Consider the following 22,957-nt stretch of genomic DNA (forward strand, 5'->3'; position numbering starts at 1 on the left):
CTTCAGGGGAGGGGTTGGGGGTGGGGAAGTGCCTCAAGCACATCGCCAGTGGAGAGGCCCCACCCCAACCCCTCCACTAAAGGGGAGGGGCTAAATAGCCGGGCCCTCAATCCGCTCCGGCAACAACAATTTCCCGAACGCCAGCTTGATCGCGACGAATACCGCCGCGGCGCCCAGGATCGCGCCGACATGGATTCCCCAGAAGCGCCCGGCCGGCATGATCTCCAGCCAGCCGCCGACCACGCCGACCAGATAATTGGCCAGCGCCAGGAACAGATAATAGATGCCGACCACCGTCCCCGAAATCGCCCGCGGCGCGGCGCGCGAATAGAGCGCGAGGCTGACCGGAAAGACGTTGGCGAAGCCGAGATTGTTGAGCGTGTTGACCGCGAGCGCGACCCATAACGCCGGCTTGACGCCGGTGGCCTCGTGACGGCTCGCGACGATCATCACCAGGAGGAAGGCGGAGGACGAGATCAGGCAGCCGATGATCAGCTTGGTGATCTCGTCGGGCTCGCGCCAATGCCGCGCATACCAGCGCCAGAACGCTACCGCGCCGGCCAATGTCACGAAGCCGGTAAAGGCGTCGAAGGACACCAGGAACGAGGTCGGCATACGATGGCCGAACAGCATGAACTCGTAGGACCGGTCGGCCCAGACCAGATAGGCGTTGAACATCTGCTGGTTGCCGATCGCGCTGACCGCCAGCACAGGCACCATGAATAGCAGCAGGATTAGCACGACGATATCCCGCCGCGTCATCGCCGCCCGTGGTGCGGCCGATGCGCGCGCCGCGCGCCGCTCGGTCAGCGGATCGGGCGGCAGATGCCGGCGTCCTGCGAGGTAGATGATCAGCCCGATCACCATGCCGACGCCGGCCGCCCCGAATCCCCAATGCCAGCCGACTTCCTCGCCCAAGGCGCCGCACACCAAAGGCGCGAAGAATGCGCCGAAGCTGATGCCGATATAATAGATCTGGAACGCGTCGGTCGCGCGGCCGTCACCCGGCGCGTAAAGCGCGCCGACCTGGCTCGCGAGATTGCCCTTGAGGCACCCGACGCCGAGCACCAGCAACAGCAAGGCGAACAGGAACGATACGTCGAACGCCATCAGGAAATGACCCGCCGCCATCAACAGCGCGCCGATCGTCACCGTTGTGGTCTTGCCCAGCCAGCGATCGGCGAGCAGCCCGCCCAGGATCGGCGTGACATAGACCAGCATCGTGTAGGTGCCGAAAATGTGCGAGGCGAGCGCTTGGGTATTGGGCGGCGCGCCGTAGATCCCCGCCAGCACGTTGCTGAACCAGCCGAACCCTACGATCCGCTCGACATGCGGCGCCAGCAGCAGCGCCTTGACCATGTACAGCACCAGCAAGGTCTGCATGCCGTAATAGGAGAAGCGCTCGAACGCCTCGGTAAAGGCGATGACCGGCAGGCCGACCGGGTGGCCGAGGAATTCGCGGCGATGCGGCACATCGACGGGCTGCGACCCGGCATCCGGTTCTTCGATCGTCACGCACCCACTCCCACTCGAAAGGACGAGGCTAGGGCGGTGGCGCGGTTGGGGCAATGGGGCAGCATCCTGGGTTCGTTCCCGCCGATGAGCCGAAAAAGGTCACGCGAAGGCGCGAAGGCGCAAAGGGAAAGGGTTTTCGCGCAGAGGCGCAGAGCTGTTTAGCGATAGGCGTCCCCGCGCGATCAAATTCGAACGATCGATTAAGGAGCCTCGCATGGCGAGGCTCAGCCGATGATCTCAGCGCCCTCTGCGCCTCTGCGCGAACCGTCTTCGCGCCTTAGTGCCTTGGCGCGAAAAAATTACGACCGGGCAAGGCGGTCGGTTTCGGCCATCATCCCGGCTGTCTCGCTATGGTTTTCCATCGTATCGTACACCAGCTGATCCGGTGGGAGGTGGGCGGATGATGCGACCGGTACTTCGCCTTGCGTTCGCGATGATCGCGGCGACATTGCTGTCGAGTTGCTGGTGGGTCGGCCCGCCCTTCTACAAAGGCGATCCCGCCGATGCCGGTCCGGTTCGGCCCGGCGCCTACAAGGTCGATCTGCTCGGCGACGGCAAGCCCGCGCACCTCTATCGGGTCGCCTGGCAGCCCGACGGGACGATCCTCGTGACGCCGCTCCGGCCGCGAAAGGACGAGCAGCCCTCCCGCGTGATCATGGTGCGGTTCGTGGTGGCTGGGCGCGATCTGTGGATCGTCCAGGACATGCCCGATGAAGGCACGGCCGAGGTTTCCTACGGACTGGCGGAGCTGCGTGGTGATATATTGTGGCTCTCACCGGTGATCGATTGCGACACGACTGAGGATATCGTTCGCGCGGCGGGCGGAGAGGTCGAAGAACCTGCCACGACCAGTGCCGAGGAGACGGACGCCGCGGCCGCGGACAATTCGACCCAGGCCGAACCGGCGGCCGCCCCCAAGCCGAGCGGCGGGGCGACATGCCATTTCAGGGACCGGGCCTCGCTTGAGCGCGCGCTTCGTGCTTATGTCGCGACGAATCCGCGATTTCCCGAGCGGATCCGCCTCAAGAGGATTGGTGATTGACCGCTGCGACCGACGACACGAGCTTCCTCGGCCACCCGCGCGGGGTCGCCTATCTCGCTTTCACAGAATGCTGGGAGCGGTTCAGCTATTACGGCATGACGTCACTGCTGACGCTTTACATGGTCCAGCAATTGTTTCTGCCGGGTCACGCCGAGCATGTGCTGGGACTGGCGGCGTTGCGGCAGCTGTTCAGTTGGCACGGGGCACTCAGCGACGTCGCTTTCGCGTCGCTGATCTATGGCTGGTATGGCGGGCTGGTCTATTTCACCCCGATCCTGGGCGGCTGGATCGCCGATCGCTGGCTGGGGGCGAAGGTCACCGTGATCATCGGCGCGCTGCTGATGTGCGCCGGGCATCTGGCGATGGCATTCGATGCCTCCTTCCTGCTCGCTTTGCTGTTGCTGATCCTCGGCTCGGGCTGCCTCAAGGGCAATATCTCGGCACAGGTCGGCGAGCTCTATCCAGCCGAGGCGGAATCGCGGCGGACGCAGGGCTACACGATCTTTTCCGCGGGCATCAATGTCGGCGCGATCCTGGGGCCGCTGGCGTGCGGCGTGCTGGCCGCGGCCTATGGCTGGCATGCCGGGTTCGGCGCGGCCGCCGCGCTGATGCTGCTCGCTTTGATCATCTATCTCGCGGGCCAGCGCCATCTGGCCGGCCGTAGCCCGCGCGCCGACCGCGTCGCGCTGCCGCCGATGACCGCCGCCGAGCGCAAGCGGATGTGGCTGTTGATCCTGGTCGCGGCGATGACGCTGTTCCCCAACGTCGCCTATCCGATGATCTGGAGCATCGGCGTGCTGTGGGTCGACCAGCATGTCAGCCTGTCGACGCCTTGGGGTGGTGTCCCGCCGTCCTGGTTCAACTCGATCGATCCGTTCGCCTCGGTCGTCGCGGTGCCGCCGCTGGTCGCGCTCTGGGCGTGGCAAGCGAAGCGCGGTCGCGAGCCGTCCGACGTCGCCAAGATGGCGATAGGATCGTTGCTGGCCGGAGCCTCGGCGTTCGTGCTCGCCGTCGGCGCATTGCTGGCCGGGCCGGGCGGCAAGACCGCCGTGGGGTGGGCGCTCGTCGGGTTCTTCGGGATGGGCGTCGCCTTCCTCTATTATTGGCCGGTGCTGCTCGCGCTGATCAGCCAGGCCGCGCCGAAGCAGGTCACCGCGACCATGATGGGCGGGGTGTATCTGTCCTTCTTCCTGGGCAGCGTGATCATGGGCTGGGTCGGCAGCTTCTACGACACGATGAGCCCCGCCGCCTTCTGGGCGCTCGACGGGTCGATCGGGCTGGTCGGCGGGTTGCTGATGCTGGCGATCGCGCGGCCGCTTGCGCGGGCGCTGGAGCCGGTGCCGGACGGGGACGCCAGCGCGAGCTGAGACTCCGTTCGAAAACGCGCTGAGGGGCGCGTTTCGCGGCACCAGCCCGCTCCCCCACCCGATCTCCCATAGAATAAACTGATTGGGAGGTCGGGTGGGGAGCGGGCTGGTGCGGTCTCAAAACTCGCTCTTTCGCGAGTTTTCGACAGACTCTGAGCACGCGCGAATTCGCTTGGTACAAGACCGGAACGGGCGTAACATCACCGTCATGCGCGGGTTTATCCCCTTGCTGGTCCTCGCCCTTGGCGCGACGGCTGCTCCGTCGTCGGCCGATAGCGGCGTTCCCCAGGATCCGCCGGTGGTTCCGGCGACCGGCGCGACGACGCCGGCGACAGCCTCCGAACTGCTCGGCTTCGCCAATGCCGAACAGCGCATGACCGTTCCTGTGTCGATCGGCCCGAGCGGACCCTATTCCTTCATCATCGATACCGGATCGGAACGCACGGTAGTGTCCCGCGAACTGGCCGATGTGCTCAAGCTCAGCACGGGGCGCCGTGTCCGCGTGACGACGATGGCGGGGCAAAGCGAGCTCGGCACCTACAAGCTCTCCGACCTCCGCGTGAACATGATCGCGCCCGACACGCTCGAGGCGCCGGCGGTCGAGGCGACCAATCTCGGCGCGCCCGGCATGCTCGGGATCGACGCGCTCAAGGGGCACGCCGTCTCGATCGATTTCGACAAGAACGTGATGGAAGTTCGGGCTTCCAAGAAACGCGGCCTGATGGGCAGCCCGGACGATATCGTGATCCGCGCCAAGAATCTCTATGGCCAGTTGATCGTCACCGACGCGCGCTATCGCGGCAGGCGCATCTCGGTCGTGATCGACACCGGATCGCCGGTGACCGTCGGCAACCTCGCCTTGCTCAAGCGCGTGAAGACCGAAAAGTCGCTCGGTACCGTGTCGCTGCAAGCGGTGACCGGCCAGTATCTCCAGGCCGATTATCGCGTGATCGACTCGCTCGACATTGCCGGGGTCGGTTTCCACCAATTGCCGATCGCGTTCGCCGATGCCGTGCCGTTCAAGCGGTTCGGACTGACCGATACGCCGGCGCTGATGCTCGGCATGGACTCGCTCCGGCTGTTTCGCCGCGTCCAGATCGATTTCGCCAACCGCGAGATCCGCCTGACCTTGCCGCGCAACGTGATGGCGAGCTCGGCCCGCATGCGTCCCTGACCGCGGGCGGTTGCGTGCCGCCCGGTTTCGGGCTCTAATCTCCTCCAGTCGTCATATAATCGGGGGGTCGTCATGCGCGCATTGGGATGGATCATCGCGGCGGGGCTGCTCGCCCAACCAGTGGCCGGCGCGGCGGCCGATCTCCGGCCGGATCAGCAGGCGTTTTTCGGCCTGTACAAGGAACTGGTCGAAACCAACACGGTGGTCGACATCGGCAGCTGCACCCAGGCGACCGCGCAGATCGCTGCGCGGATGAAGGCGGCGGGCTATAGCGACAGCGAGCTGACGCCATTCTCGGTGCCCGACCATCCCAAGGATGGCGGACTGGTCGCGGTGCTGAAGGGCAGCGATCCCAAGGCCAAGCCGATGTTGCTGCTCGCGCATATCGACGTCGTCGCCGCCAAGCGCGAAGATTGGGTGCGCGATCCGTTCAAGCTGATCGAGGAAAACGGATTCTATTACGGACGCGGCACCGTCGACGACAAGGCGATGGCGGCGATCTGGGCCGATGCGATGATCCGCTTCAAACAGAGCGGCTACAAGCCGAAGCGCACGATCAAGATGGCGCTGACCTGTGGCGAGGAGACCACTTACGCCTTCAACGGCGCGGAATGGCTGGCCAAGAACAAGCCGGACCTGATCGCGGCCGAATTCGCGCTCAACGAAGGCGGCGGCGGGCGCTACAATGCCAAGGGCGAGCGCGAGATATTGGCGATCCAGGTCGGCGAGAAAGCGGCGCAGAACTTCACCTTCACCACCACCAATCCCGGCGGGCACAGCTCGCAGCCGGTGCCCGACAACGCTATTTACGAGCTCGCCGATGCGCTCGAGAAAGTGCGTGGGTACGAATTCCCGGTGAAGTTCACCGATACGACGCGGGCTTTCTTCACCGCGGTGGCCGGCGCGCCGCAGACCCCCGCGCCGATGGCGGCGGCGGTCAAGCGCCTGCTCGCCAATCCCAACGACGCCGAGGCCGACAAGATCGTCTCGCTTGACAAGGCGATGCATTCGACCTTGCGCACGACCTGCGTCGCGACCTTGCTCAGCGCCGGCCATGCCGAGAACGCGCTGCCGCAAAAGGCGACGGCCAACGTCAATTGCCGCATCTTTCCGGGCGAGACGGTCGACGGCACGCTGGCCACGCTCAAGCAACTGGCCGGACCCAAGGTGACGGTGACCGCCAACCAGCCGGTCCGTCCGATCGGCATCCCGCCGACGCTCGATCCCAAGATCGTCGGACCGATGAAGACGCTGGCCGACAAATATTTCCCCGGCGTGCCGATGCTCCCCAGCATGTCGACCGGGGCAACCGACGGCATCTTCCTCGAAGCGATCGGCATTCCGACCTATGGCGCGCCGGGCGTGTTCATCGAATCCGACTTCAGCGGCATCCATGGACTGAATGAGCGCATCCGGGTGGAATCGCTCTATACCGGACGCGATTATCTGTACGATTTAGTGAAAGCGTACGCGGGCTGACTAAATTCCCTCTCCCCTTGTAGGAGAGGGAAGGGGCCCGCGAGCGTCAGCGAGTGGGAAGGGTGAGGGGAACTCTGAGAGTTCGCCGATTCCCCCCTCATCCTTCCGGCGCTTCGCGCCTCCCTCCTTCTCCCACAAGGGGAGAAGGAGTTGTGCCCTAAACCGTCACCTGCTCGCCCAGCTCAAGCACCTTGCCCGGCGGGATATGCAGGAAGTCGGTCGGGTCGCTGGCATTGCGCTGCAGGAACATGAAGATGCGGTCCTGCCATAACGGCATGCCGACCTCGGCATCGGGCTTGAGCGTATTCCGCCCGATGAAATAGCTCGCTTTCATTGGATCGAGCGCGATCAGCCCCGCCTTGGCCGCGTCGGCCAGAGCGCGCGGCACGTCGGGCGTCTCCATGAAGCCGTAACGCAGGATTACGACGCTGAAATTGTCGTCGATCCGTTTGACCTCGCACCTTTCCTCGGGCGGCACTTGCGGCCGGTCGGCGGTGCGCACCGAAGCGATCAGATTGACCTCGTGCAGCACCTTGTTGTGCTTGAGGTTGTGGAGCAGCGCGCCGGGTGCGCTGTCGGGATTGCCGGTCAGGAATATCGCCGTGCCCTCGACCCGTTCGGGCGCTCGCCGTGCCAGCGCCGCGGCAAGATCGGCGAGCGGCACGCTCTGGCGTTGCTCGAACGTCTTCACGATCGCCTTGCCGCGCACCCAGGTGAAGATGACCAGCCCAATCACCGCGGCGATGACCAGCGGCACCCAGCCGCCTTCGATCACCCGCAAGCTATTGGCGCCGAAAAAGATCAGGTCGAGCGTCAGGAACGGCAGAATGATCGCCAATGCCCAGGGACGCGGCCAGTGCCAGCTGTGCCGCACCACGACATATGCGAGCAACGTCGTGATCACCATCGTGCCCGTCACCGCGATGCCATAGGCCGCCGCCATCGCCGATGAGGTGCGGAACTGGACCACCAGCACCAGCACGCCGGCCAGCAGCAACCAGTTGATCGACGGCAGGTAGATCTGGCCGGCATAATCGGCGGACGTGTTGCGCACGCGGAGCCGCGGCAGGAAGCCGAGCTGGACTGCTTGTTGGGTCAGCGAATAGGCGCCGGTGATCACCGCCTGGCTGGCGATGATCGTCGCCAATGTCGCCAGGATGACGAGCAGGGGGCGCACCGGTTCGGGCGCCATCAGGAAGAACCAGTCAGCGCTTTCGAACTTGCCGCCGGCCGCTTGCACCGCCTCCAGCTTGTTGAGCGTAAAGGCACCTTGGCCCAGATAGTTGAGGCATAGGGCAGGAAAAGCGAGTAGGAACCAGCCGAGACGGATCGGCTTCGCCCCGAAATGCCCCATGTCGGCGGTCAACGCCTCGGCGCCGGTCACCGTCAGGAACACCGCGCCGAGCACGAACAGACCCAGCACGCCGTGCGTCGCGAGAAATTGGCCGGCATGCCATGGATTGAACGCCCACAGGATGCCGGGCTCATCGCTGATATGATAGAGGCCGAGGCCGCCGATCACCAGGAACCACAAGACGCAGACCGGGCCGAACAGTACCGATACGCGCGCGGTGCCGCGGGCCTGGATCATGAACAGGCCGATCAGGATGGCGATAGTGACCGCCAGGATGGTGTGCTCGCCGATCGCGTCGGCGCCGCCCGGTATGGTGCGCAAGCCCTCGACCGCGGACAGCACCGACAACGACGGCGTGATGATCGCATCACCATAGAATAACGCCGCGCCCGCCGCGCCGAGCACCAGAGCGATTCGCGAACGCCAGCCGAGTGCGCGCCGCGCGAGCGCCGCCAGCGCAAGCACGCCGCCCTCGCCCTGATTGTCGGCGCGCATCAGGAAGGTGACGTATTTGATCGAAACGACCAGGATCAGCGACCACAAGGCCAGGCTGAGCACGCCCAATATCTCGTCGGCGGTCAGTCCATCCGCCGCCGCCTGGCTCAGCGCTTCGCGAAACGCGTAGAGCGGGCTGGTGCCGATGTCGCCGAACACCACGCCGATTGCGCCGAGAGTTAGCGCGGCCAGCGCCTTTTTCGACATCGTCTGTTGGGGTGAAGGGGCTGCTGACATGGAGTCGGATGGGCCTGCCGGAAAGGACGGCGCGCTTTACGCCTGTTGGCGCGCCGATCAAGGGGCTTTTGTTGCACCGCCGCAAGCCATTGATCGCGCCCTGCTATTACGGCATGAATGGTGAATGGTTCCCTTTTCGTTCGCCGGCCACCAACTTGCCGCCTTGCCCGACGGCGCATTGTTCTGGCCGGCGCGGCGCGCATTGATCGTCGCCGATCTGCATTTCGAGAAGGCGAGCTGGTTCGCCAGCTTCGGCCAGATGCTGCCGCCCTATGACAGCGCGGCGACGTTGGCGGCGCTGGAGCAAGCCGTTGCGGCGACCGCTCCGGCCGAGATCTGGTGCCTTGGCGACAGCTTCCACGATTCGCGCGGATGCGAGCGCTTGCCCGCGGCCGAACAGGACCGGCTGCGCGCGCTGACCGCCGCGCACCGCTTCGTCTGGGTCGTCGGCAATCACGACCATGCGCTGGCCGATCCGTGCGGCGGCGAGATTGTCGACGATGCCGAGCTCGACGGGCTGGTACTGCGGCACGAAGCCGATCCGCGCGATCCGCGGCCGGAATTGTCGGGCCATTTTCACCCCAAATTGCGCGTTCGCGTGCGTGGACGCCTGGTGTCACGGCGCTGCTTCGTCGCGACCGGGTCCAAGCTGATATTGCCGGCATTCGGTTCGCTCACCGGCGGCCTCGACGTCCACCATCCCGAGATCGTCCGCGCGGTGGGTCGGAGCGGCGAGGCGCTGGTGCCGGTCGCCGATCGGTTGCTGCGGTTCCCGTTGGCGGCGTGATCAAGGATTCGAGGGAAACCCGACCCACTCCGTCATGCCGGGCTCGTCCCGGCATCCACCGTGCAAGTGAGCGCTAAGCTGGAGCCGCTTGTCCTGGACTTGTCGCCCGGTGGACCCCGGCACAAGGCCGGGGTGACGGATGGGAGGCCCTACTTCGCCAACGTCGGAAACGCCGCCTTGAACGCCGCGACCTTCGGCTTGTCCCACGCCACGATATAGGGGTGGTTGGGATTCCTGTCGAAGAAATGCTGGTGATAGGCTTCGGCCGGATAGAAGCCGCCGGTCTCGATCTTGGTCACGATCGGCCGCGCATAGGCCTTCGCCTGGCCCAGCTGCGCGATGTACGCCGCGGCTACCGCGCGCTGCGCCGCGTTTTGCGGGAAGATCGCCGAGCGATAGCTTGTGCCGCGATCGGGACCCTGGCGATCGAGTGTCGTCGGGTCGTGCGCGACCGAGAAATAGATGCGCAGCAACGTGCCGTAGCTGACGACGCGCGGATCGTAGCTGACGCGAATCGCTTCGGCGTGGCGCGTGGTTTCGGTCGACACCTGGTCGTAGGTCGCGGTCGCGGCAGTGCCGCCGGCATAGCCGGCTGTGACGTTGGTCACGCCTTTGACGCGCTCGAACACCGCCTCCATGCCCCAGAAACAGCCACCGGCGAGCACCGCGACACTGGGCTTCACGGTCGCCTGGACGTCGTGCGCCGGCACCGGGATCGGCACCGCGCGTTCGGCATGGGCGAAGGGGCTGGTGAAGATCGCCGCGGCCAGCGCTCCGGCGGCGGCAAGCGGCAGAACATATTTGATCATACGGGGGGCTCCGTTACTCCGACCCTGTAGATACGGAACACGGCGCCCCATGGTTTCAGTCCGCCAGATGCACGATCGCCGCAGGGGCCTGCGGCATGGTTTGCGCGCCGGCCGGATGCAGCGTCAGCACGCCGACTCCGCCCAAAGCGAAGCCGCCGACGAAACGCCAGAAAAAGGAGGAAGTGATGAGGGCCTTCATGGCTCTTGTCCTTTGTTGCGGGTGCGAAATCGGCGTTCGGACGCTTCGCTTCAACCCTGATGGTCGAAACGATAGGTTTCCCGGCCTGAACTTTCTCTGGCCCGCCTGTTCATCGGGGGTTGGAATTCGTTACGCGCTCGGACCCACGCTCAAGGTCAGTTGATCGCCGACCGGATGCGCTCTGTTTGAACTCGTCGTGCCGGGCTTGTCCCGGCATCCACCGTGCAGGCCAGCGAGGTGCTGGAGCCTCTTTCCCCAGGTTTGGCGGCCTGATGGACCCCGGCACAAGGCCGGGGTGACGGTTGGATTCGCTTAGCGCAGCGCGGCGCAGGCCGTCTGGATGCGCTCGCACGCCTCGCGCAGCAATTCGTCCGAGGTCGCGTAGCTGATCCGCATCGCCGGCGAGAGGCCGAACGCCTCGCCCTGCACCGCCGCCACCTTGGCGTCGTCGAGCAGATAACCGACGAAATCCTCGTCGGTCGCGATCGTCCGGCCACCCGGTGTGGTCTTGCCGATCAGCGCGGAGAATTCGGGATAGACGTAGAATGCGCCCTCGGGCCGCGGACAGGTCATGCCGCTCGCCTGGTTGAGCATCGACACGACAAGGTCGCGGCGGCGCTCGAACAATTTGGCATTGTCCTTCAGGAATGCCTGGTCGCCGGTCAGCGCCGCGACCGACGCGGCCTGCGCGATCGAGCAGGGATTGCTGGTCGATTGCGATTGCAGCTTCGACATCGCCTTGATCAGCCACGGCGCACCGCCGGCAAAGCCGATCCGCCAGCCGGTCATCGCATAGGCTTTCGAACAGCCATTGGCGGTCAGGGTGCGGTCGTAGAGCGACGGGCAGACCTGGGCGATCGAGGTGAACTTGAAATCGTCGAACACGATGTGCTCGTACATGTCGTCGGCATAGATCCAGACGTGCGGGTGGCGATCGAGCACCTCGCCCAGTGCCTTCAGCTCGGCCTCGCTATAGGCGGCGCCGGTCGGGTTGGACGGCGAATTGAGGATCAGCCACTTGGTCCTTGGCGTGATCGCCGCCTCGAGTTGCTCGGGCTTGAGCTTGTAGTTCTGCGCGGCCCCGGCCGCGGCGAATACCGGTGTACCGCCGGCGAACAGCACGACGTCGGGATAGCTCACCCAGTAAGGCGCAGGCACGACGACCTCGTCGCCCGGATCGAGCGTCGCGACCATCGCGTTGAACAAGGTGTGCTTGCCGCCGGCGTTGATCGTGATCTGGCTGATGTCGTAATCGAGCGCATTGTCGCGCTTGAACTTCAGCTGCACGGCTTCCTTCAACTCGGGCGTGCCGTCGACATTGGTGTACTTGGTCTTGCCGTCGCGGATCGCCTTGATCCCGGCTTCCTTGATGAAGTCGGGCGTGTCGAAATCGGGTTCGCCGGCGCCCAGGCCGATCACGTCGACGCCGGCACGCTTCAATTCCTGAACGCGGCTGGTGATCGCCAGCGTCGGAGAAGGCTTGATGCGGGCGAGCGCGGCGGAAGGCTGCATGATGGGCTCCTGATGGTCGCACGCGGCTATAGCGATGCGCTCGGCCTTCGCAACCGCACCAAAAGTTTCGCGCGTTTATAGCTTCGCTGTGCCGGCCTTCGCCTTATCGCTCGCGGGTCGCCGCGAACTTCACCTTGGGATAGCGATCCGCGACATAGCCGACTTCCCAGGCGGTCTTGGCCATGAACACCGGATTGCCGTCGCGATCCTTGGCCAGCGCGCTCCGATTGAGATCGAGGAATTGCTTGAGCGCCGCCGGGTCGTCCGACGAGATCCAGCGCGCGGTTTCGTACGGTGCCATTTCCAGCGCCGCCGCGACTTTGTACTCGGCTTCCAGCCGGCTGATCAGCACGTCGAGCTGAAGCTGCCCGACCACGCCGATCACCCAGTTCGACCCGATCTCGGGATAGAAGACCTGAGTGACGCCTTCCTCGGCCATGTCGTCCAACGCCTTGCGCAGCTGCTTGGTCTTGGTCGGATCCTTGAGCACGACGCGACGCAGGATTTCCGGGGCGAAATTGGGCAGGCCGGTAAAGCGCACATCGGCGCGCTCGGACAGCGTATCGCCGACGCGCAAGGTGCCGTGATTGGGGATGCCGATGATGTCGCCCGGATAGGCCTCGTCGGCGACCTCGCGATTCTGCGCGAAGAACAGGATCGGCGAATGCACCGCGATCGGCTTGCCGTGCCCGGTCGGGGTCAGCTTCATGCCGCGCTTGAAGGTGCCCGAGCACAGCCGCATGAACGCGATGCGGTCGCGATGCTGCGGGTCCATATTGGCCTGCACCTTGAACACGAAGCCGGTGACCTCGTCCATCTCGGGCGAGACGGGAGCGGGCTCGGCCGGCTGCGGCCGCGGCGGCGGGGCGTAGGCGGCAAGCGCGGCGATCAGCTCGGCGACGCCGAAATCCTTGAGCGCGGAGCCGAAATAGACCGGGGTCAGGTCGCCATGGCGATAGGCCTCGGCATCGAAAGCGGAATAGCCCGCCTGCGCCAGCTCGACTTCCTCGGCGATCTCGACCGGCAGTTCGGGCGCGTCGTCGACCTTGCCCAGGAATTCGCGGCTGTCGCCCTCGGGCCTGCTGACCTTGTTGGTCGTCAGGTCGAGCACGCCCTGGAACTGCCCGCCCATGCCGACCGGCCAGCTCATCGGCGCGACGTCGAGCGCCAGCACGTCGGCGATCTCGTCGAGCAATTCGAACGGCGGCCGGCCCTCGCGGTCGACCTTGTTGACGAAGGTGATGATCGGCACCGAGCGCAGGCGGCAGACCTCGAACAATTTGCGCGTCTGCGCCTCGATGCCGCGCGCCGCGTCGATCACCATGACCGCCGAATCGACCGCGGTCAGGGTGCGATAGGTGTCCTCGGAAAAGTCCTCATGGCCCGGCGTGTCGAGCAGGTTGAAGGTGATGCCGTCCTTCTCGAACGTCATCACCGAGCTCGTCACGGAGATGCCGCGCTGCTGCTCGATCTTCATCCAGTCGGACCGCGCGCGCCGTGTCTGGCCGCGCGCCTTGACCTCGCCGGCGAGATGGATGGCGCCGCCGAAGTACAACAGCTTTTCGGTCAGCGTGGTCTTGCCGGCGTCGGGGTGCGAGATGATCGCGAAAGTGCGGCGGTCGGAAATGCTCATGGTGCGCGGCTCCTAGGGGGTGGCGGCGCTACCGGCAAGCTGAGCGGGATCAGGCGGCGAGCGCGGGTCGTCGCTCGTCGTCATTGGCGGGCGGGCGCTGTCGCTTGACGCGTGGCCGGCGAGCGCGCCGGCGCGGCGCGATTGTCTGCCGCACCCATGTCCCCACAGCCCGAAAGTGGATCGTCGTGGCCGCGATCACCGCCACCGCGGCAAGATCGAGCAGCGCCGAAAGATCGATCGCGGTGGCGAAACCCAGGAATTCGGGCAGCCCCATCGTCACCAGCATCCGCCCGTCATTGTCGAGCAGCCAGATCACGCTGGCGATGATGGACAGGGTGAGCAGGACGAACAGGACATGGCCACGCGTGATCCGCGACAGCCGTCGTGCGGGCGCTTCGACCAAGACGCGGTGCAGGGTGCCGCCCGCGGGCGTACCGCGCGCCGTGATCATCGCCAGCCACAAAGTGAGCAATAACGCCGTCAGCATCGATGACCCCGTCCGTTTGTGTGGATATGGCGCGCGTCCCTCCGACGGCAAGGTCTCAGGGTTCGAGCGTGATCTCCATCCGGCACGCCCAATCGCCACCCGGCGCGACTTCGAATACCCCCGGCTTGGTCCGGAAATCGCCATCGAACCCGGCGGGGTCGGCATGGCCGTGCCACGGCTCGACACAGACGAAGGCAGCGCCGGGCTTGGTCCAGATGCCGAGATAGGGCGTGTCGGGGAAATCGACCCGGAGCTGCGGGCCGTCTGGCGCGCCATAGGTTACGCTCTGCGAAGCGACCGGATCCCAGATCAGCGCATCGTCGACGAAAAGCTCGTCGGCCAGAATCAGGTCGCGGCCATCGAGCGGAGACGGGCGTCGCGCCGCGAACAGCCCTTCGGCCAATTCGATGATATCCCCCGGCTCGTCGGTGGCGAAGCGGATGCGATGGTCGCCGCGCGGACGGCCATAGGGCAGCGGCCAGGCAAAAGCGGGGTGAAACCCCAGGCTGGCTGGCAGTGGCGCGGTGCCGGGATTGGATATGCGGACGCCGATCGTCAGCGTTGCTCCCTCGATCGAGAAGCTCACGCCCAGTTCGAACTCGAACGGATAGCATGCGCGCGTGTCGTCATTGGCGGTCAGCCGAAACGTCGCGCCGGTGGCGGTGCGCGCGGCCAGCTCGAAGAGCTGACGGCGCGCGAAACCGTGCTGTTTCATCGCATAGTCGCGGCCGTCGAGCCGCAGCGCGTCGCCGTTCAGCCGGCCGACGATTGGAAACAATATCGGTGCATGCCCGGTCCAATAGGCAGGGTCGGCATCGGTCATCAGCTCGCGCCCCTCGGCATCGCGCAGGCTGGTGAGTTCAGCGCCGAGCGGATTGGTCGCCGCCGACAGATGCTCGTTACCGATCGCGATCAAACCGTCCGTCACATCGATTCCCCCTTACGCACTCCGCGCCACGCGGAAACGATCGCGTCGGCGGTAAGGTCCGCGTCATGCTCGGTGGTTGCCGACGAGCTCACCGACAACCGCATCACCCATTGCCCGCGCCACTGCGCGCCGCCGATCCACGCGACCGCATCATCCTGCACGCGCTGAATGGTGGCGAGCGTCGCCGCGTCGTCGTCACCGAAGCGGAACATCGCCTGATTGAGTTCGGGATCGAGGATCATGGTGATGCCCGGCTCTCGGCCAACGCGGTCGGCGATGCGCGTCGCGACCCGGCAGCAGCGCTCGACCATCTCGGCGACGCCGTCGCGGCCCAATTGGCGGATCATCGCCCAGGTCGCGAAGCCCCGCGCGCGGCGCGACAATTCGGGGACATAGGAGGAGGGATCGCGCTCGCTGCCCGCGGCGGGCGGCAGGTAACTGGCCGAGATCGCCATCGCGCGGCGGTGTGCCTCGGCATCGCGAACGATCGCGAATCCGGAATCGTAGGGTGTCTGCAGCCATTTGTGGCCATCGGTCGCCCAGCTGTCGGCGAGCTCGACGCCACGCGTCAGATGCGCCCGCGACGGCGCGGCCTGCGCCCACAGCCCGAACGCGCCATCGACGTGCAGCCAGGCGCCGGCAGCACGCGCCATCGGTGCGATCTCGGCGAACGGATCGCTTGCGCCGCTGTTGATCTGTCCGGCCTGAGCGATCGCGATGACCGGCCCCGACGCCACGTTCAGGGCAGCCTCGAACGCCGCGGGGAGCATCCGCCCTTGCCCATCGGTGGCGATCGTCGTCACCCGCTTGGCGCCGAGGCCAAGATATTTCAGCCCCGAAAAGACGGTGGCGTGCGCATCCGCGCCGATCAGCACATTGATCGGCGGCGCGCCGAACATGCCATCGCCTTCGACATCCCAGCCGGCGCGGCGCAGCACCTCGCTGCGCGCGGCAGCCAGGCAGACGAAATTGGCGACGGTCGCACCGGTAACGAAACCGACCGACGCCTCTGCCGGCAGTCCGAGCAGGTCCAGCAGCCATCGGGCGGCAACCGCTTCGACCGCGCTGGCGGCCGGGGCGGCGACGACGTTGGCGGCATTCTGGCCCCAGGCGGCCGCCAGCCAATCGGCGGCGACCCCGGCCGGGTGCGAGCCGCCGATTACCCAGCCGTAGAAGCGCGGTCCCGTCGAGGCGCGGATACCCGGGCTCGCGCGCTCGATCAGCTCGGCGATGATCGCGTCGGCATCGCCGCCTTGCTCTGGCAGCGGCGCATCGAACGCGGCGAAGATATCGGCATAGCTCGCCGCCGGCGTCGTCTCGGCGGTGGCGGTCGCGCGGCGATAGTCGATCGCGGCTTGGGCGGCACGCATCATCGCGCTGGAATCGGAGTCGTTCATGACCGCGGTGTCGGTGCGCACGCCATCCCGTGCAATCCGGAATCTGTGTTCGAACTTAGTTCCGCGCCACCTGGAACCCCGCGAAGGACTGGCTGACCGGCATCAGTTCGAGCGTGTTGATGTTGAGATGCGGCGGCAGCTCGGCGACCCACAACAAGGTGTTGGCGATGTCCTCGCCGGTCATCGGATTGGCGCCGCCATAGAGCTTGTCCGACGCTTCCTGGTTGCCCTCGGTGCGGACCAGGGTGAATTCGGTCTCGACCATCCCCGGCTCGATCGAGGTGACGCGGACGCCGGTGCCCGACAGGTCCGAACGCAGCCCGAGGCTGAACTGGCGGACGAACGCCTTGGTCCCGCCATAGACATTGCCGCCGGTATAAGGATAGGTCGCCGCCACGGACGACAGGTTGATGATCGCGCCCTTGCGCTCGACCAGGGCGGGCAGCAGCTTGCGCGTCAGCGACACCAGAGCGGTGACGTTGGTGTCGATCATCGTTTTCCATTGATCGAGCGAAGCGGACTGCGCCGGAGCGGTGCCGAGCGCGAGGCCCGCATTGTTGATCAGCAGGTCGAACTGGCGGAAGTCGGCCGGTAGCGCGTCGAGCGCGGCGTCGCGGGCGGCCTCGTCACGCACATCGAACGCGAGGCCCTGGGCCTTGTCAGCGCCAAGCTCTGCGACCAGCGCATCGAGCCTTTCCTTACGGCGCCCCGTCGTGACGACACGCCAGCCGGCGGCGACGAACGCGCGCACCGCGGCCTCGCCGATGCCCGAGGTTCCGCCGGTGATCAAGGCTGTGCGCATCGTCTACTCCTTCGTCCTATCTCGACCCTCACCCTTCCGCGGCTTCGCCGCTCCCTCCCTCTCCCAATGGGAGAGGGAAGAGCCCGCCGCCGTCAGGCGCTGGGAAGGGAGAGGGCGATTATCAACCTCGCAACGTCGCTCCGAGCTTCTCCGCGGCCGCCACGACCTTGTCCGCCACTGCCTTCAAATCGGCATCGGTGAAGCTCTTCTCGCTCGGCTGCAGCGTGACCTCGATCGCCATCGACTTGACCCCGTCGCGCTCGAAGAGGTCGAACACGCGCGCGGAGGTGATCGCCGCCTTGTCGCTGCCGCGTACCGCGCGAGTCAGCGCGTCGGCGGTCAGGCTGGCGGGGACGGTGAAGGCGAAGTCGCGCTTCACCGCCTGGAGGGCGGGCGGCGTGTAGGCCGGGCGCATGAAACCAGTCGACCTTTTGCCCGGGATCGCGTCGAGATAGAGCTCGACCGCGGCGACCGGACCGTCGAGATCGAACGCCTTGGCGGTCAGCGGGTGGAGCATGCCGAACGCGGCGAGCACGGTCTTCGGCCCGAGCCGCAAGGTGCCCGATTGGCCAGGATGCCAAGTCTCGCCCGCGTCGCCCATCACCTGGAGATTGTCGACCGGTGCGCCCGCCGCGGCGAGCAGCGCCAGCGCCTCGGCCTTGGCGTCGAACGCGTCGAACGCCACGGCCTTGCCCGCTTGCCAGCCGCGCGGACGGCGGTCGCCGGCCAGCACCACGCCAAGGGTCGGGCGCTCCGCGTCTGCCAGATAGCGCCGGCCGAGCTCGAATAGCCGTACGCTGCCCGCGCCGCGATTGAGGTTGCGCGCGGCGGCCGACAGCAAGCCGGGCAGCAGCGACGGCCGCATGACCTTCAGGTCCTCGCTGATCGGATTGGCGAGGCTCCACGCTCCGCCGCCGAATGCGTCAGCTTCGGCGTGGCTCAGGAAGCTCCAGGTCACCGCTTCGTCGAGCCCCCGCGCGGCGGCCGCACGGCGGACCTTGCGCTCGAGCTTCTGCTCGGGCGTCGCGGTCGGGCGCGCCACGCCGGGCGCGCGGTCGAGCGGCGTGACGGGGACATTGTCGATACCCTCGATGCGGATGACTTCCTCGACGAGGTCGGCCGCGCCGTCGACGTCGCGGCGCCAGGTCGGAACGGTGACCTGCCAGTCGCTACCGACGGTGAAGCCGAGCCGCTCCAATATGTCCTTTTGCCGCTCGGGCGCGACGGCGAGGCCGCCGAGCGTTTCGGCACGGGCCGGATCGTACTGGATAGTGCGCAGCGTGACGGGCGGTTCGCCGGCGCGCGTGATTCCGCTCGCCGTCCCGCCGCAATGGTCGAGCACCAATTTGGTGGCGATCGCCAGACCATCGTCGAGAAAGGCGGGATCGACCCCGCGTTCGAACCGCTGGCGCGCGTCGCTGGTCAGGCCGAGCTTCTGCCCGGTCCGTGCGATATGGTCGGGATCGAAATAGGCGCATTCGATGACGACGTCGGTGGTCGTCTGCGACACGCCCGAATGCTCGCCGCCCATGATGCCGCCGATATCGTGAACGGCGACGTCGTCGGCGATGACGGTCATCGTCTGGTCGAGCGTATAGGTCTTGCCGTTCAGCGCCAGCACCTGCTCGCCAGCCTTGGCGCGCCGCGCGACGAGGCCGCCCGACAACTTGGCCTTGTCATAGACGTGCAAGGGGCGGCCGAGATCGACCGAGACGAAATTGGTGATGTCGACCAGCGCCGAGATCGGCTTCTGCCCGATCGCAGTCAGGAACCGCCGCATCCATTCGGGCGCCGCGCCGTTGGTGACGCCGCGCACTTCCTGGCCGTAGAAGGCCGGGCAGCCCGCACTGTCGTCGGTCCGCACGTCAGGGCCCGGACCCTCGCCCGCGACCGGCGCGATTGCCTCGACACGATAGACCTGAGCGAGCGGCTTGAGCGACCCCAGTCCCGCCGCGGCGAGGTCGCGCGCGATGCCGCGCACGCCCATGCAATCCTGGCGGTTGGGCGTGATCGACACGTCGATCACCGGATCGTTGAGCCCGGCATAATCGGGGAAGGTGGTCCCGACCGGCGCGTCGGCCGGAAGTTCGATGATCCCGTCATGATCGTCACCGAGCTCGAGCTCGCGCGTCGAGCACATCATGCCGTTCGATTCGACGCCGCGGATCGCCGAGACCTTGAGCTCCATGCCGTTGGCCGGCACGATCGCGCCCGGCAGGCCGAGCACGCCGACCAGCCCGGCGCGGGCATTGGGCGCGCCGCACACGACCTGCAGCGGATTGCCGTCCCCGGTATCGACGGTCAGCACCTGGAGCTTGTCGGCCTGCGGGTGACGCTCGGCGGTCAGCACCTTCGCCACCTTGAAGGCGGCCAGCTTCTCGCCGGGATTGTCGACGCCTTCGACTTCGAGCCCGACGCGCGTCAGCGCCTCGACGATGTCGTCGAGCGAGGCCTGGGTGTCGAGATGCTCCTTGAGCCAGTTCAGGGTGAATTTCATGCCCCTACTCCCCCGCTCAGCGTGGGCACGTCGAGCGCCGCGAAGCCGTAATGTTTGAGCCAGCGGATATCGCCGTCGAAGAAGGCGCGGAGGTCGTCCATGCCGTATTTGAGCATCGCCAGCCGATCGATGCCGCAGCCGAAGGCAAAGCCCTGCCATTCATCGGGGTCGAGCCCGCAGGCGGCGATTACCTTGGGGTGGACCATGCCGCTGCCCAGCACTTCCATCCAGCCGCCGCCGGACCCGCCGATGACGCGCTTGCCCTTCTCCAGCGTGTAGCCGACATCGACTTCGGCCGAGGGTTCGGTGAAGGGGAAATAGCTCGGGCGCAGCCGAAGGACGATGTCGTCGCGCTCGAAGAACGCCTTCAGGAAAGTCTCGAGCGTCCACTTCAAATGGCCGAGCGTGATGCCTTTGTCGATCACCAGGCCCTCGACCTGGTGGAACATCGGGGTGTGGGTCGCGTCCGAATCCGAACGGTAGGTGCGGCCCGGCGCGATGATGCGGATCGGCGGCTTCTGGTTGACCATCGTGCGGATCTGCACCGGCGAGGTGTGGGTGCGGAGGAGCATCTTGCGCTCCCCGTCCGGCTGGTCGGGGAAGTAAAAGGTGTCGTGCATTGCCCGCGCCGGGTGGCTCTCGGGAATGTTGAGCGCGGTGAAATTGTGCCAGTCGTCCTCGATCTCGGGGCCGGTCGCGACCGCGAAGCCGAGATCGGCGAAGATCTCGGCGAGTTCGTCCATCACCTGGCTGACCGGATGGACCGTGCCCGCCGCCGGCACGTCAACCGGGAGTGTCATGTCGAGCGTCTCGCCCGCCAGTCGCGCGTCGAGTGCCGCACGCTCCAGCCCGGCCTTGCGAATGGCGAGCGCCTCGGTCACCGCCTCGCGCAGCGCGTGGATGCGCGGGCCAATGGTCTGGCGCTCCTCGGGCGACATGCCGCCCAAGGTCTTGAGCAATCCGGTGACGGTGCCCGATTTGCCGAGCGCCGAGACGCGGATGTCTTCCAGCGCTGCGAGGTCGGCACCGCCGATCGCCGCGAGCAGGTCGCTCTTGAGCTGGTCGAGATCACTCATCGTTCAATCCGATCGTCCATAGATAGAGGGCGCCGTCCTCGGGGTCGGTGCGCTCGCCGGTGCGGAGGAAGCCATTCCGCTCCAGCACGAGTTGCGAGGGCCGGTTGCCCACCCCGGTCTCCGCGGTCAAGCCGTCAAAGCCGCGCACCCGAACGATCGGCAGCAAAGCGGCGACCGCTGCGGTGGCATGGCCGCGTCCCTGGCGGCTGTCGGCGATGCCATAGCCGATCTCCGGCCGCTTGCCGTCGTGCGGGCGGGTGAAGCTGATCATGCCGACCGCCTCGTCGCCGGCGACCACCAGCCAGGCGACGTCGCCGCCCAATGCCTCGCGATTCTTCGCCGCGACGCCACGGATCAGCTCCACGACTTCTCGCGGAGCCACGCCGCCGTCGCAAATCGCGGGCGGGTTCGCTGGTGCCGAGCGCTCGCCCAGCAACCATGCGAAGTCGCTGTCCTGCATTGCCTTCAACTCAACCACGGATCGCTCCTCTGGGCCCGGAAAAGAAAAGGGCGCCGGTGTTGCCACCGACGCCCCGTATCTTCACTCGCTACAGGTCGCTCAGGCGGCCTGGGGCAGTGCCGCCTTCGCCTGCGCGATGATGGCGGTAAAGGCTTCGCCCTCGTTCATGGCGATATCGGCCAGGACCTTGCGGTCCAGCTCGATGCCGGCGAGCTTCAGCCCGTGCATGAATTGCGAATAGGTCAGGCCCTCGGCGCGGACGCCGGCGTTGATGCGCTGGATCCACAGACCGCGGAAAGTCCGCTTTTTGACCTTGCGGTCGCGATACGCATACTGACCGGCCTTTTCGACGGCCTGACGAGCGATGCGGATGGTGTTCTTGCGGCGACCCGAATAGCCCTTGGCCTGCTCAAGAATGTTCTTGTGCTTGGCGCGGGTGGTCACACCACGTTTGACGCGTGCCATATCTTCTAGCTCCTCAGTTCAGGCCGTACGGGGCCCAGGCCTTCACCGTCTTGGTGTCGGCGTCCGACAGCACCGAGGTGCCGCGGTTCTGGCGGATGTACTTGCCGTTGTGGCTGATGAGCCGGTGGCGCTTGCCGGCGACGCCGTGCTTCAGCTTACCGGTGGCGGTGAGCTTGAAGCGCTTCTTGACGCCGCTCTTCGTCTTGAGCTTGGGCATTTTGGTCCTTTCGGTTTGAGCGAGACTGGAACAGCCGCGGCAGCCCTGATGGCCGGGCCGTTCTTTCCACGCATCGCTCGGGAGGCTGGCGCGCATAGCCGCGAGTCTTGGGAAATGCAACCGCGGCTGGAGGATTGAGATTCACGCGGAGGCGCGGAGGCGCGAAGAAAGCCGGGTTGTGCGCCGGCATGCAAGCCCGACTCTCCGCGCTCTCCGCGCCTCCGCGTGATAATATCAGTGCCCCCGGCAGGCCATCGCTTCGAGAATCTCTTCCACACGCGCCGGGTCACCCACCGCGATCACTTCGCCGTTGCTGGTGGTGGTCAGCGGATCGCCGGACCAGTCGCACATATGCCCGCCGGCGCCCTCGACGACCGGGACCAAAGCGGCGAAGTCGTGGAGCTTGAGACCTGCTTCGACCACCACGTCGAGCCAGCCCGACGCCAAAGTGGCGTAATTGTAGCAATCGCCCCCCAGCACGACCGATCGCACCGCGGCGTCGAGATGCTCGAAGGCATGGAGCTGCGAATCGTCGAACAAGGCGGGGGATGTCGTAGCGAGAAGGGCATGGCTCAATTCGCGGCAGGCGCGGGTTCTGGCCGGCTTGCCGTTGAACAAGGTCGGCCGGCCGATCGCGCCGACCCAGCGCTCCTTCAGGATCGGCTGGTCGATGATGCCGATCGCCGGCCAGCCGTCGATCACCAGCGCGATCAAGGTGCCGAACAGCGGCCGTCCGGCGATGAATGCGCGGGTTCCATCGATCGGATCGAGCACCCATTGCCGCCCGGTCGATCCTTCGGTCGTGCCGAATTCCTCACCCGAAATGCCATCGCGCGGCGCTTCGGCGGCGAGCAAGGCGCGCATCGCCTGCTCGGCGGCGCGGTCGGCGATCGTGACGGGGGAGGCGTCTTCCTTCATCTCGACGTCGAACGGCGCGCGGAAATGCGGCCGGATCGCCGCGCCGGCGGCGTCGGCCAAGGCCATGGCGAGGGCGATGTCGGTATCGGTGATGCGCATGGCACCGG

At 66.3% G+C, this 22,957-nt stretch carries 21 protein-coding genes; 5 read left to right on the forward strand and 16 right to left on the reverse strand.

The features are described from left to right. Positions 1-90 precede the first annotated feature (90 nt). Entirely contained in the window at positions 91-1,515 is a 1,425-nt protein-coding gene (locus tag Q0L25_RS09940; protein ID WP_296613820.1) for a peptide MFS transporter, read from the reverse strand. Between the two features lie 400 nt (positions 1,516-1,915). Between Q0L25_RS09940 and Q0L25_RS09945 the strand changes: the two genes are divergently transcribed. The 4 genes from Q0L25_RS09945 to Q0L25_RS09960 all read left to right on the forward strand — a co-directional run bounded on the left by Q0L25_RS09945 (position 1,916) and on the right by Q0L25_RS09960 (position 6,577). Next, positions 1,916-2,557, forward strand: a complete 642-nt coding sequence (locus Q0L25_RS09945; RefSeq protein ID WP_296613821.1) for a hypothetical protein — start codon at positions 1,916-1,918, stop codon at positions 2,555-2,557. After that, positions 2,554-3,924: a peptide MFS transporter gene (locus Q0L25_RS09950; RefSeq protein WP_296613823.1), complete on the forward strand. Its 1,371-nt coding sequence runs from the start codon at positions 2,554-2,556 to the stop codon at positions 3,922-3,924. The genes Q0L25_RS09945 and Q0L25_RS09950 overlap by 4 nt, the downstream gene beginning before the upstream one ends. 208 nt (positions 3,925-4,132) lie before the next feature. After that, positions 4,133-5,098 carry an aspartyl protease family protein gene (locus Q0L25_RS09955; RefSeq protein WP_296613824.1) on the forward strand — a complete coding sequence of 322 codons (966 nt, stop codon included), beginning with the start codon at positions 4,133-4,135 and terminating at the stop codon, positions 5,096-5,098. A gap of 72 nt (positions 5,099-5,170) precedes the next feature. Then, positions 5,171-6,577: a M20/M25/M40 family metallo-hydrolase gene (locus Q0L25_RS09960; RefSeq protein ID WP_296613826.1), complete on the forward strand. Its 1,407-nt coding sequence runs from the start codon at positions 5,171-5,173 to the stop codon at positions 6,575-6,577. 157 nt (positions 6,578-6,734) lie between these two features. Here Q0L25_RS09960 and Q0L25_RS09965 read toward each other — a convergent pair whose 3' ends face one another. Beyond that, positions 6,735-8,663 (reverse strand): potassium transporter Kup, encoded by a 1,929-nt coding sequence (locus Q0L25_RS09965; protein ID WP_296613827.1) that lies wholly within the window; start codon positions 8,661-8,663, stop codon positions 6,735-6,737. Positions 8,664-8,787: 124 nt separating this feature from the next. Here Q0L25_RS09965 and pdeM point away from each other — a divergent pair, with 124 nt between their 5' ends. Then, positions 8,788-9,450: a ligase-associated DNA damage response endonuclease PdeM gene (gene pdeM / locus Q0L25_RS09970; protein ID WP_296613829.1), complete on the forward strand. Its 663-nt coding sequence runs from the start codon at positions 8,788-8,790 to the stop codon at positions 9,448-9,450. Between the two features lie 149 nt (positions 9,451-9,599). On the opposite strand, the gene msrA is transcribed toward pdeM, so the two are convergent. From msrA to hisN, 14 genes are all read right to left on the reverse strand, one after another. Further along, entirely contained in the window at positions 9,600-10,259 is a 660-nt protein-coding gene (gene msrA / locus Q0L25_RS09975) for a peptide-methionine (S)-S-oxide reductase MsrA (protein ID WP_296613830.1), read from the reverse strand. 55 nt (positions 10,260-10,314) lie between these two features. Next, positions 10,315-10,458 (reverse strand): hypothetical protein, encoded by a 144-nt coding sequence (locus Q0L25_RS09980; protein WP_296613832.1) that lies wholly within the window; start codon positions 10,456-10,458, stop codon positions 10,315-10,317. Between the two features lie 312 nt (positions 10,459-10,770). Then, entirely contained in the window at positions 10,771-11,970 is a 1,200-nt protein-coding gene (locus Q0L25_RS09985) for a pyridoxal phosphate-dependent aminotransferase (protein WP_296613833.1), read from the reverse strand. Positions 11,971-12,073: 103 nt separating this feature from the next. Next, a complete protein-coding gene (locus tag Q0L25_RS09990) occupies positions 12,074-13,603 on the reverse strand; it encodes a peptide chain release factor 3 (RefSeq protein WP_296613835.1) in 1,530 nt (509 codons plus the stop codon). A 49-nt stretch (positions 13,604-13,652) separates the two neighbouring features. Next, positions 13,653-14,090 carry a hypothetical protein gene (locus tag Q0L25_RS09995; RefSeq protein ID WP_296613838.1) on the reverse strand — a complete coding sequence of 146 codons (438 nt, stop codon included), beginning with the start codon at positions 14,088-14,090 and terminating at the stop codon, positions 13,653-13,655. A gap of 55 nt (positions 14,091-14,145) precedes the next feature. Then, on the reverse strand, positions 14,146-15,018 hold the full coding sequence (locus tag Q0L25_RS10000; RefSeq protein WP_296613840.1) for an aldose 1-epimerase family protein: 873 nt from the start codon (positions 15,016-15,018) through the stop codon (positions 14,146-14,148). After that, complete coding sequence (locus Q0L25_RS10005) at positions 15,015-16,415, reverse strand: pyridoxal-dependent decarboxylase (RefSeq protein ID WP_296613841.1); 1,401 nt, start codon at positions 16,413-16,415, stop codon at positions 15,015-15,017. The genes Q0L25_RS10000 and Q0L25_RS10005 overlap by 4 nt, the downstream gene beginning before the upstream one ends. A gap of 55 nt (positions 16,416-16,470) precedes the next feature. Then, positions 16,471-17,217 carry an SDR family NAD(P)-dependent oxidoreductase gene (locus tag Q0L25_RS10010; RefSeq protein ID WP_296613843.1) on the reverse strand — a complete coding sequence of 249 codons (747 nt, stop codon included), beginning with the start codon at positions 17,215-17,217 and terminating at the stop codon, positions 16,471-16,473. A 121-nt stretch (positions 17,218-17,338) separates the two neighbouring features. Next, positions 17,339-19,714 (reverse strand): phenylalanine--tRNA ligase subunit beta, encoded by a 2,376-nt coding sequence (gene pheT / locus Q0L25_RS10015; protein WP_296613845.1) that lies wholly within the window; start codon positions 19,712-19,714, stop codon positions 17,339-17,341. Continuing rightward, positions 19,711-20,790, reverse strand: a complete 1,080-nt coding sequence (gene pheS, locus Q0L25_RS10020; protein ID WP_296613847.1) for a phenylalanine--tRNA ligase subunit alpha — start codon at positions 20,788-20,790, stop codon at positions 19,711-19,713. The genes pheT and pheS overlap by 4 nt, the downstream gene beginning before the upstream one ends. Further along, positions 20,783-21,268: a GNAT family N-acetyltransferase gene (locus Q0L25_RS10025; protein ID WP_296613849.1), complete on the reverse strand. Its 486-nt coding sequence runs from the start codon at positions 21,266-21,268 to the stop codon at positions 20,783-20,785. Before Q0L25_RS10025 ends, pheS begins: the two co-directional genes overlap by 8 nt. Positions 21,269-21,349: 81 nt before the next feature. Next, positions 21,350-21,715 carry a 50S ribosomal protein L20 gene (gene rplT / locus Q0L25_RS10030; RefSeq protein ID WP_296613851.1) on the reverse strand — a complete coding sequence of 122 codons (366 nt, stop codon included), beginning with the start codon at positions 21,713-21,715 and terminating at the stop codon, positions 21,350-21,352. A 13-nt stretch (positions 21,716-21,728) separates the two neighbouring features. Beyond that, on the reverse strand, positions 21,729-21,932 hold the full coding sequence (gene rpmI / locus Q0L25_RS10035) for a 50S ribosomal protein L35 (protein ID WP_007406658.1): 204 nt from the start codon (positions 21,930-21,932) through the stop codon (positions 21,729-21,731). Positions 21,933-22,166: 234 nt separating this feature from the next. Continuing rightward, on the reverse strand, positions 22,167-22,949 hold the full coding sequence (hisN, locus tag Q0L25_RS10040; RefSeq protein ID WP_296613853.1) for a histidinol-phosphatase: 783 nt from the start codon (positions 22,947-22,949) through the stop codon (positions 22,167-22,169). Positions 22,950-22,957 lie beyond the last annotated feature (8 nt).

Source organism: Sphingomonas sp. (assembly GCF_024508665.1).
Taxonomy (GTDB): Bacteria; Pseudomonadota; Alphaproteobacteria; order Sphingomonadales; family Sphingomonadaceae; genus Sphingomonas.

What these genes read in the sequence shown, in the direction of transcription:
- Q0L25_RS09945 (WP_296613821.1), top strand. Translation starts at nt 1,916, where the DNA reads ATGATGCGACCGGTACTTCGCCTTGCGTTCGCGATGATCGCGGCGACA.
- Q0L25_RS09955 (WP_296613824.1), top strand. Translation starts at nt 4,133, where the DNA reads ATGCGCGGGTTTATCCCCTTGCTGGTCCTCGCCCTTGGCGCGACGGCT.
- Q0L25_RS09960 (WP_296613826.1), top strand. Translation starts at nt 5,171, where the DNA reads ATGCGCGCATTGGGATGGATCATCGCGGCGGGGCTGCTCGCCCAACCA.
- Q0L25_RS09965 (WP_296613827.1), bottom strand. Translation starts at nt 8,663, where the DNA reads ATGTCAGCAGCCCCTTCACCCCAACAGACGATGTCGAAAAAGGCGCTG.
- pdeM (WP_296613829.1), top strand. Translation starts at nt 8,788, where the DNA reads ATGGTTCCCTTTTCGTTCGCCGGCCACCAACTTGCCGCCTTGCCCGAC.
- msrA (WP_296613830.1), bottom strand. Translation starts at nt 10,259, where the DNA reads ATGATCAAATATGTTCTGCCGCTTGCCGCCGCCGGAGCGCTGGCCGCG.
- Q0L25_RS09980 (WP_296613832.1), bottom strand. Translation starts at nt 10,458, where the DNA reads ATGAAGGCCCTCATCACTTCCTCCTTTTTCTGGCGTTTCGTCGGCGGC.
- Q0L25_RS09985 (WP_296613833.1), bottom strand. Translation starts at nt 11,970, where the DNA reads ATGCAGCCTTCCGCCGCGCTCGCCCGCATCAAGCCTTCTCCGACGCTG.
- Q0L25_RS09990 (WP_296613835.1), bottom strand. Translation starts at nt 13,603, where the DNA reads ATGAGCATTTCCGACCGCCGCACTTTCGCGATCATCTCGCACCCCGAC.
- Q0L25_RS09995 (WP_296613838.1), bottom strand. Translation starts at nt 14,090, where the DNA reads ATGCTGACGGCGTTATTGCTCACTTTGTGGCTGGCGATGATCACGGCG.
- Q0L25_RS10005 (WP_296613841.1), bottom strand. Translation starts at nt 16,415, where the DNA reads ATGAACGACTCCGATTCCAGCGCGATGATGCGTGCCGCCCAAGCCGCG.
- Q0L25_RS10010 (WP_296613843.1), bottom strand. Translation starts at nt 17,217, where the DNA reads ATGCGCACAGCCTTGATCACCGGCGGAACCTCGGGCATCGGCGAGGCC.
- pheT (WP_296613845.1), bottom strand. Translation starts at nt 19,714, where the DNA reads ATGAAATTCACCCTGAACTGGCTCAAGGAGCATCTCGACACCCAGGCC.
- pheS (WP_296613847.1), bottom strand. Translation starts at nt 20,790, where the DNA reads ATGAGTGATCTCGACCAGCTCAAGAGCGACCTGCTCGCGGCGATCGGC.
- rplT (WP_296613851.1), bottom strand. Translation starts at nt 21,715, where the DNA reads ATGGCACGCGTCAAACGTGGTGTGACCACCCGCGCCAAGCACAAGAAC.
- rpmI (WP_007406658.1), bottom strand. Translation starts at nt 21,932, where the DNA reads ATGCCCAAGCTCAAGACGAAGAGCGGCGTCAAGAAGCGCTTCAAGCTC.
- hisN (WP_296613853.1), bottom strand. Translation starts at nt 22,949, where the DNA reads ATGCGCATCACCGATACCGACATCGCCCTCGCCATGGCCTTGGCCGAC.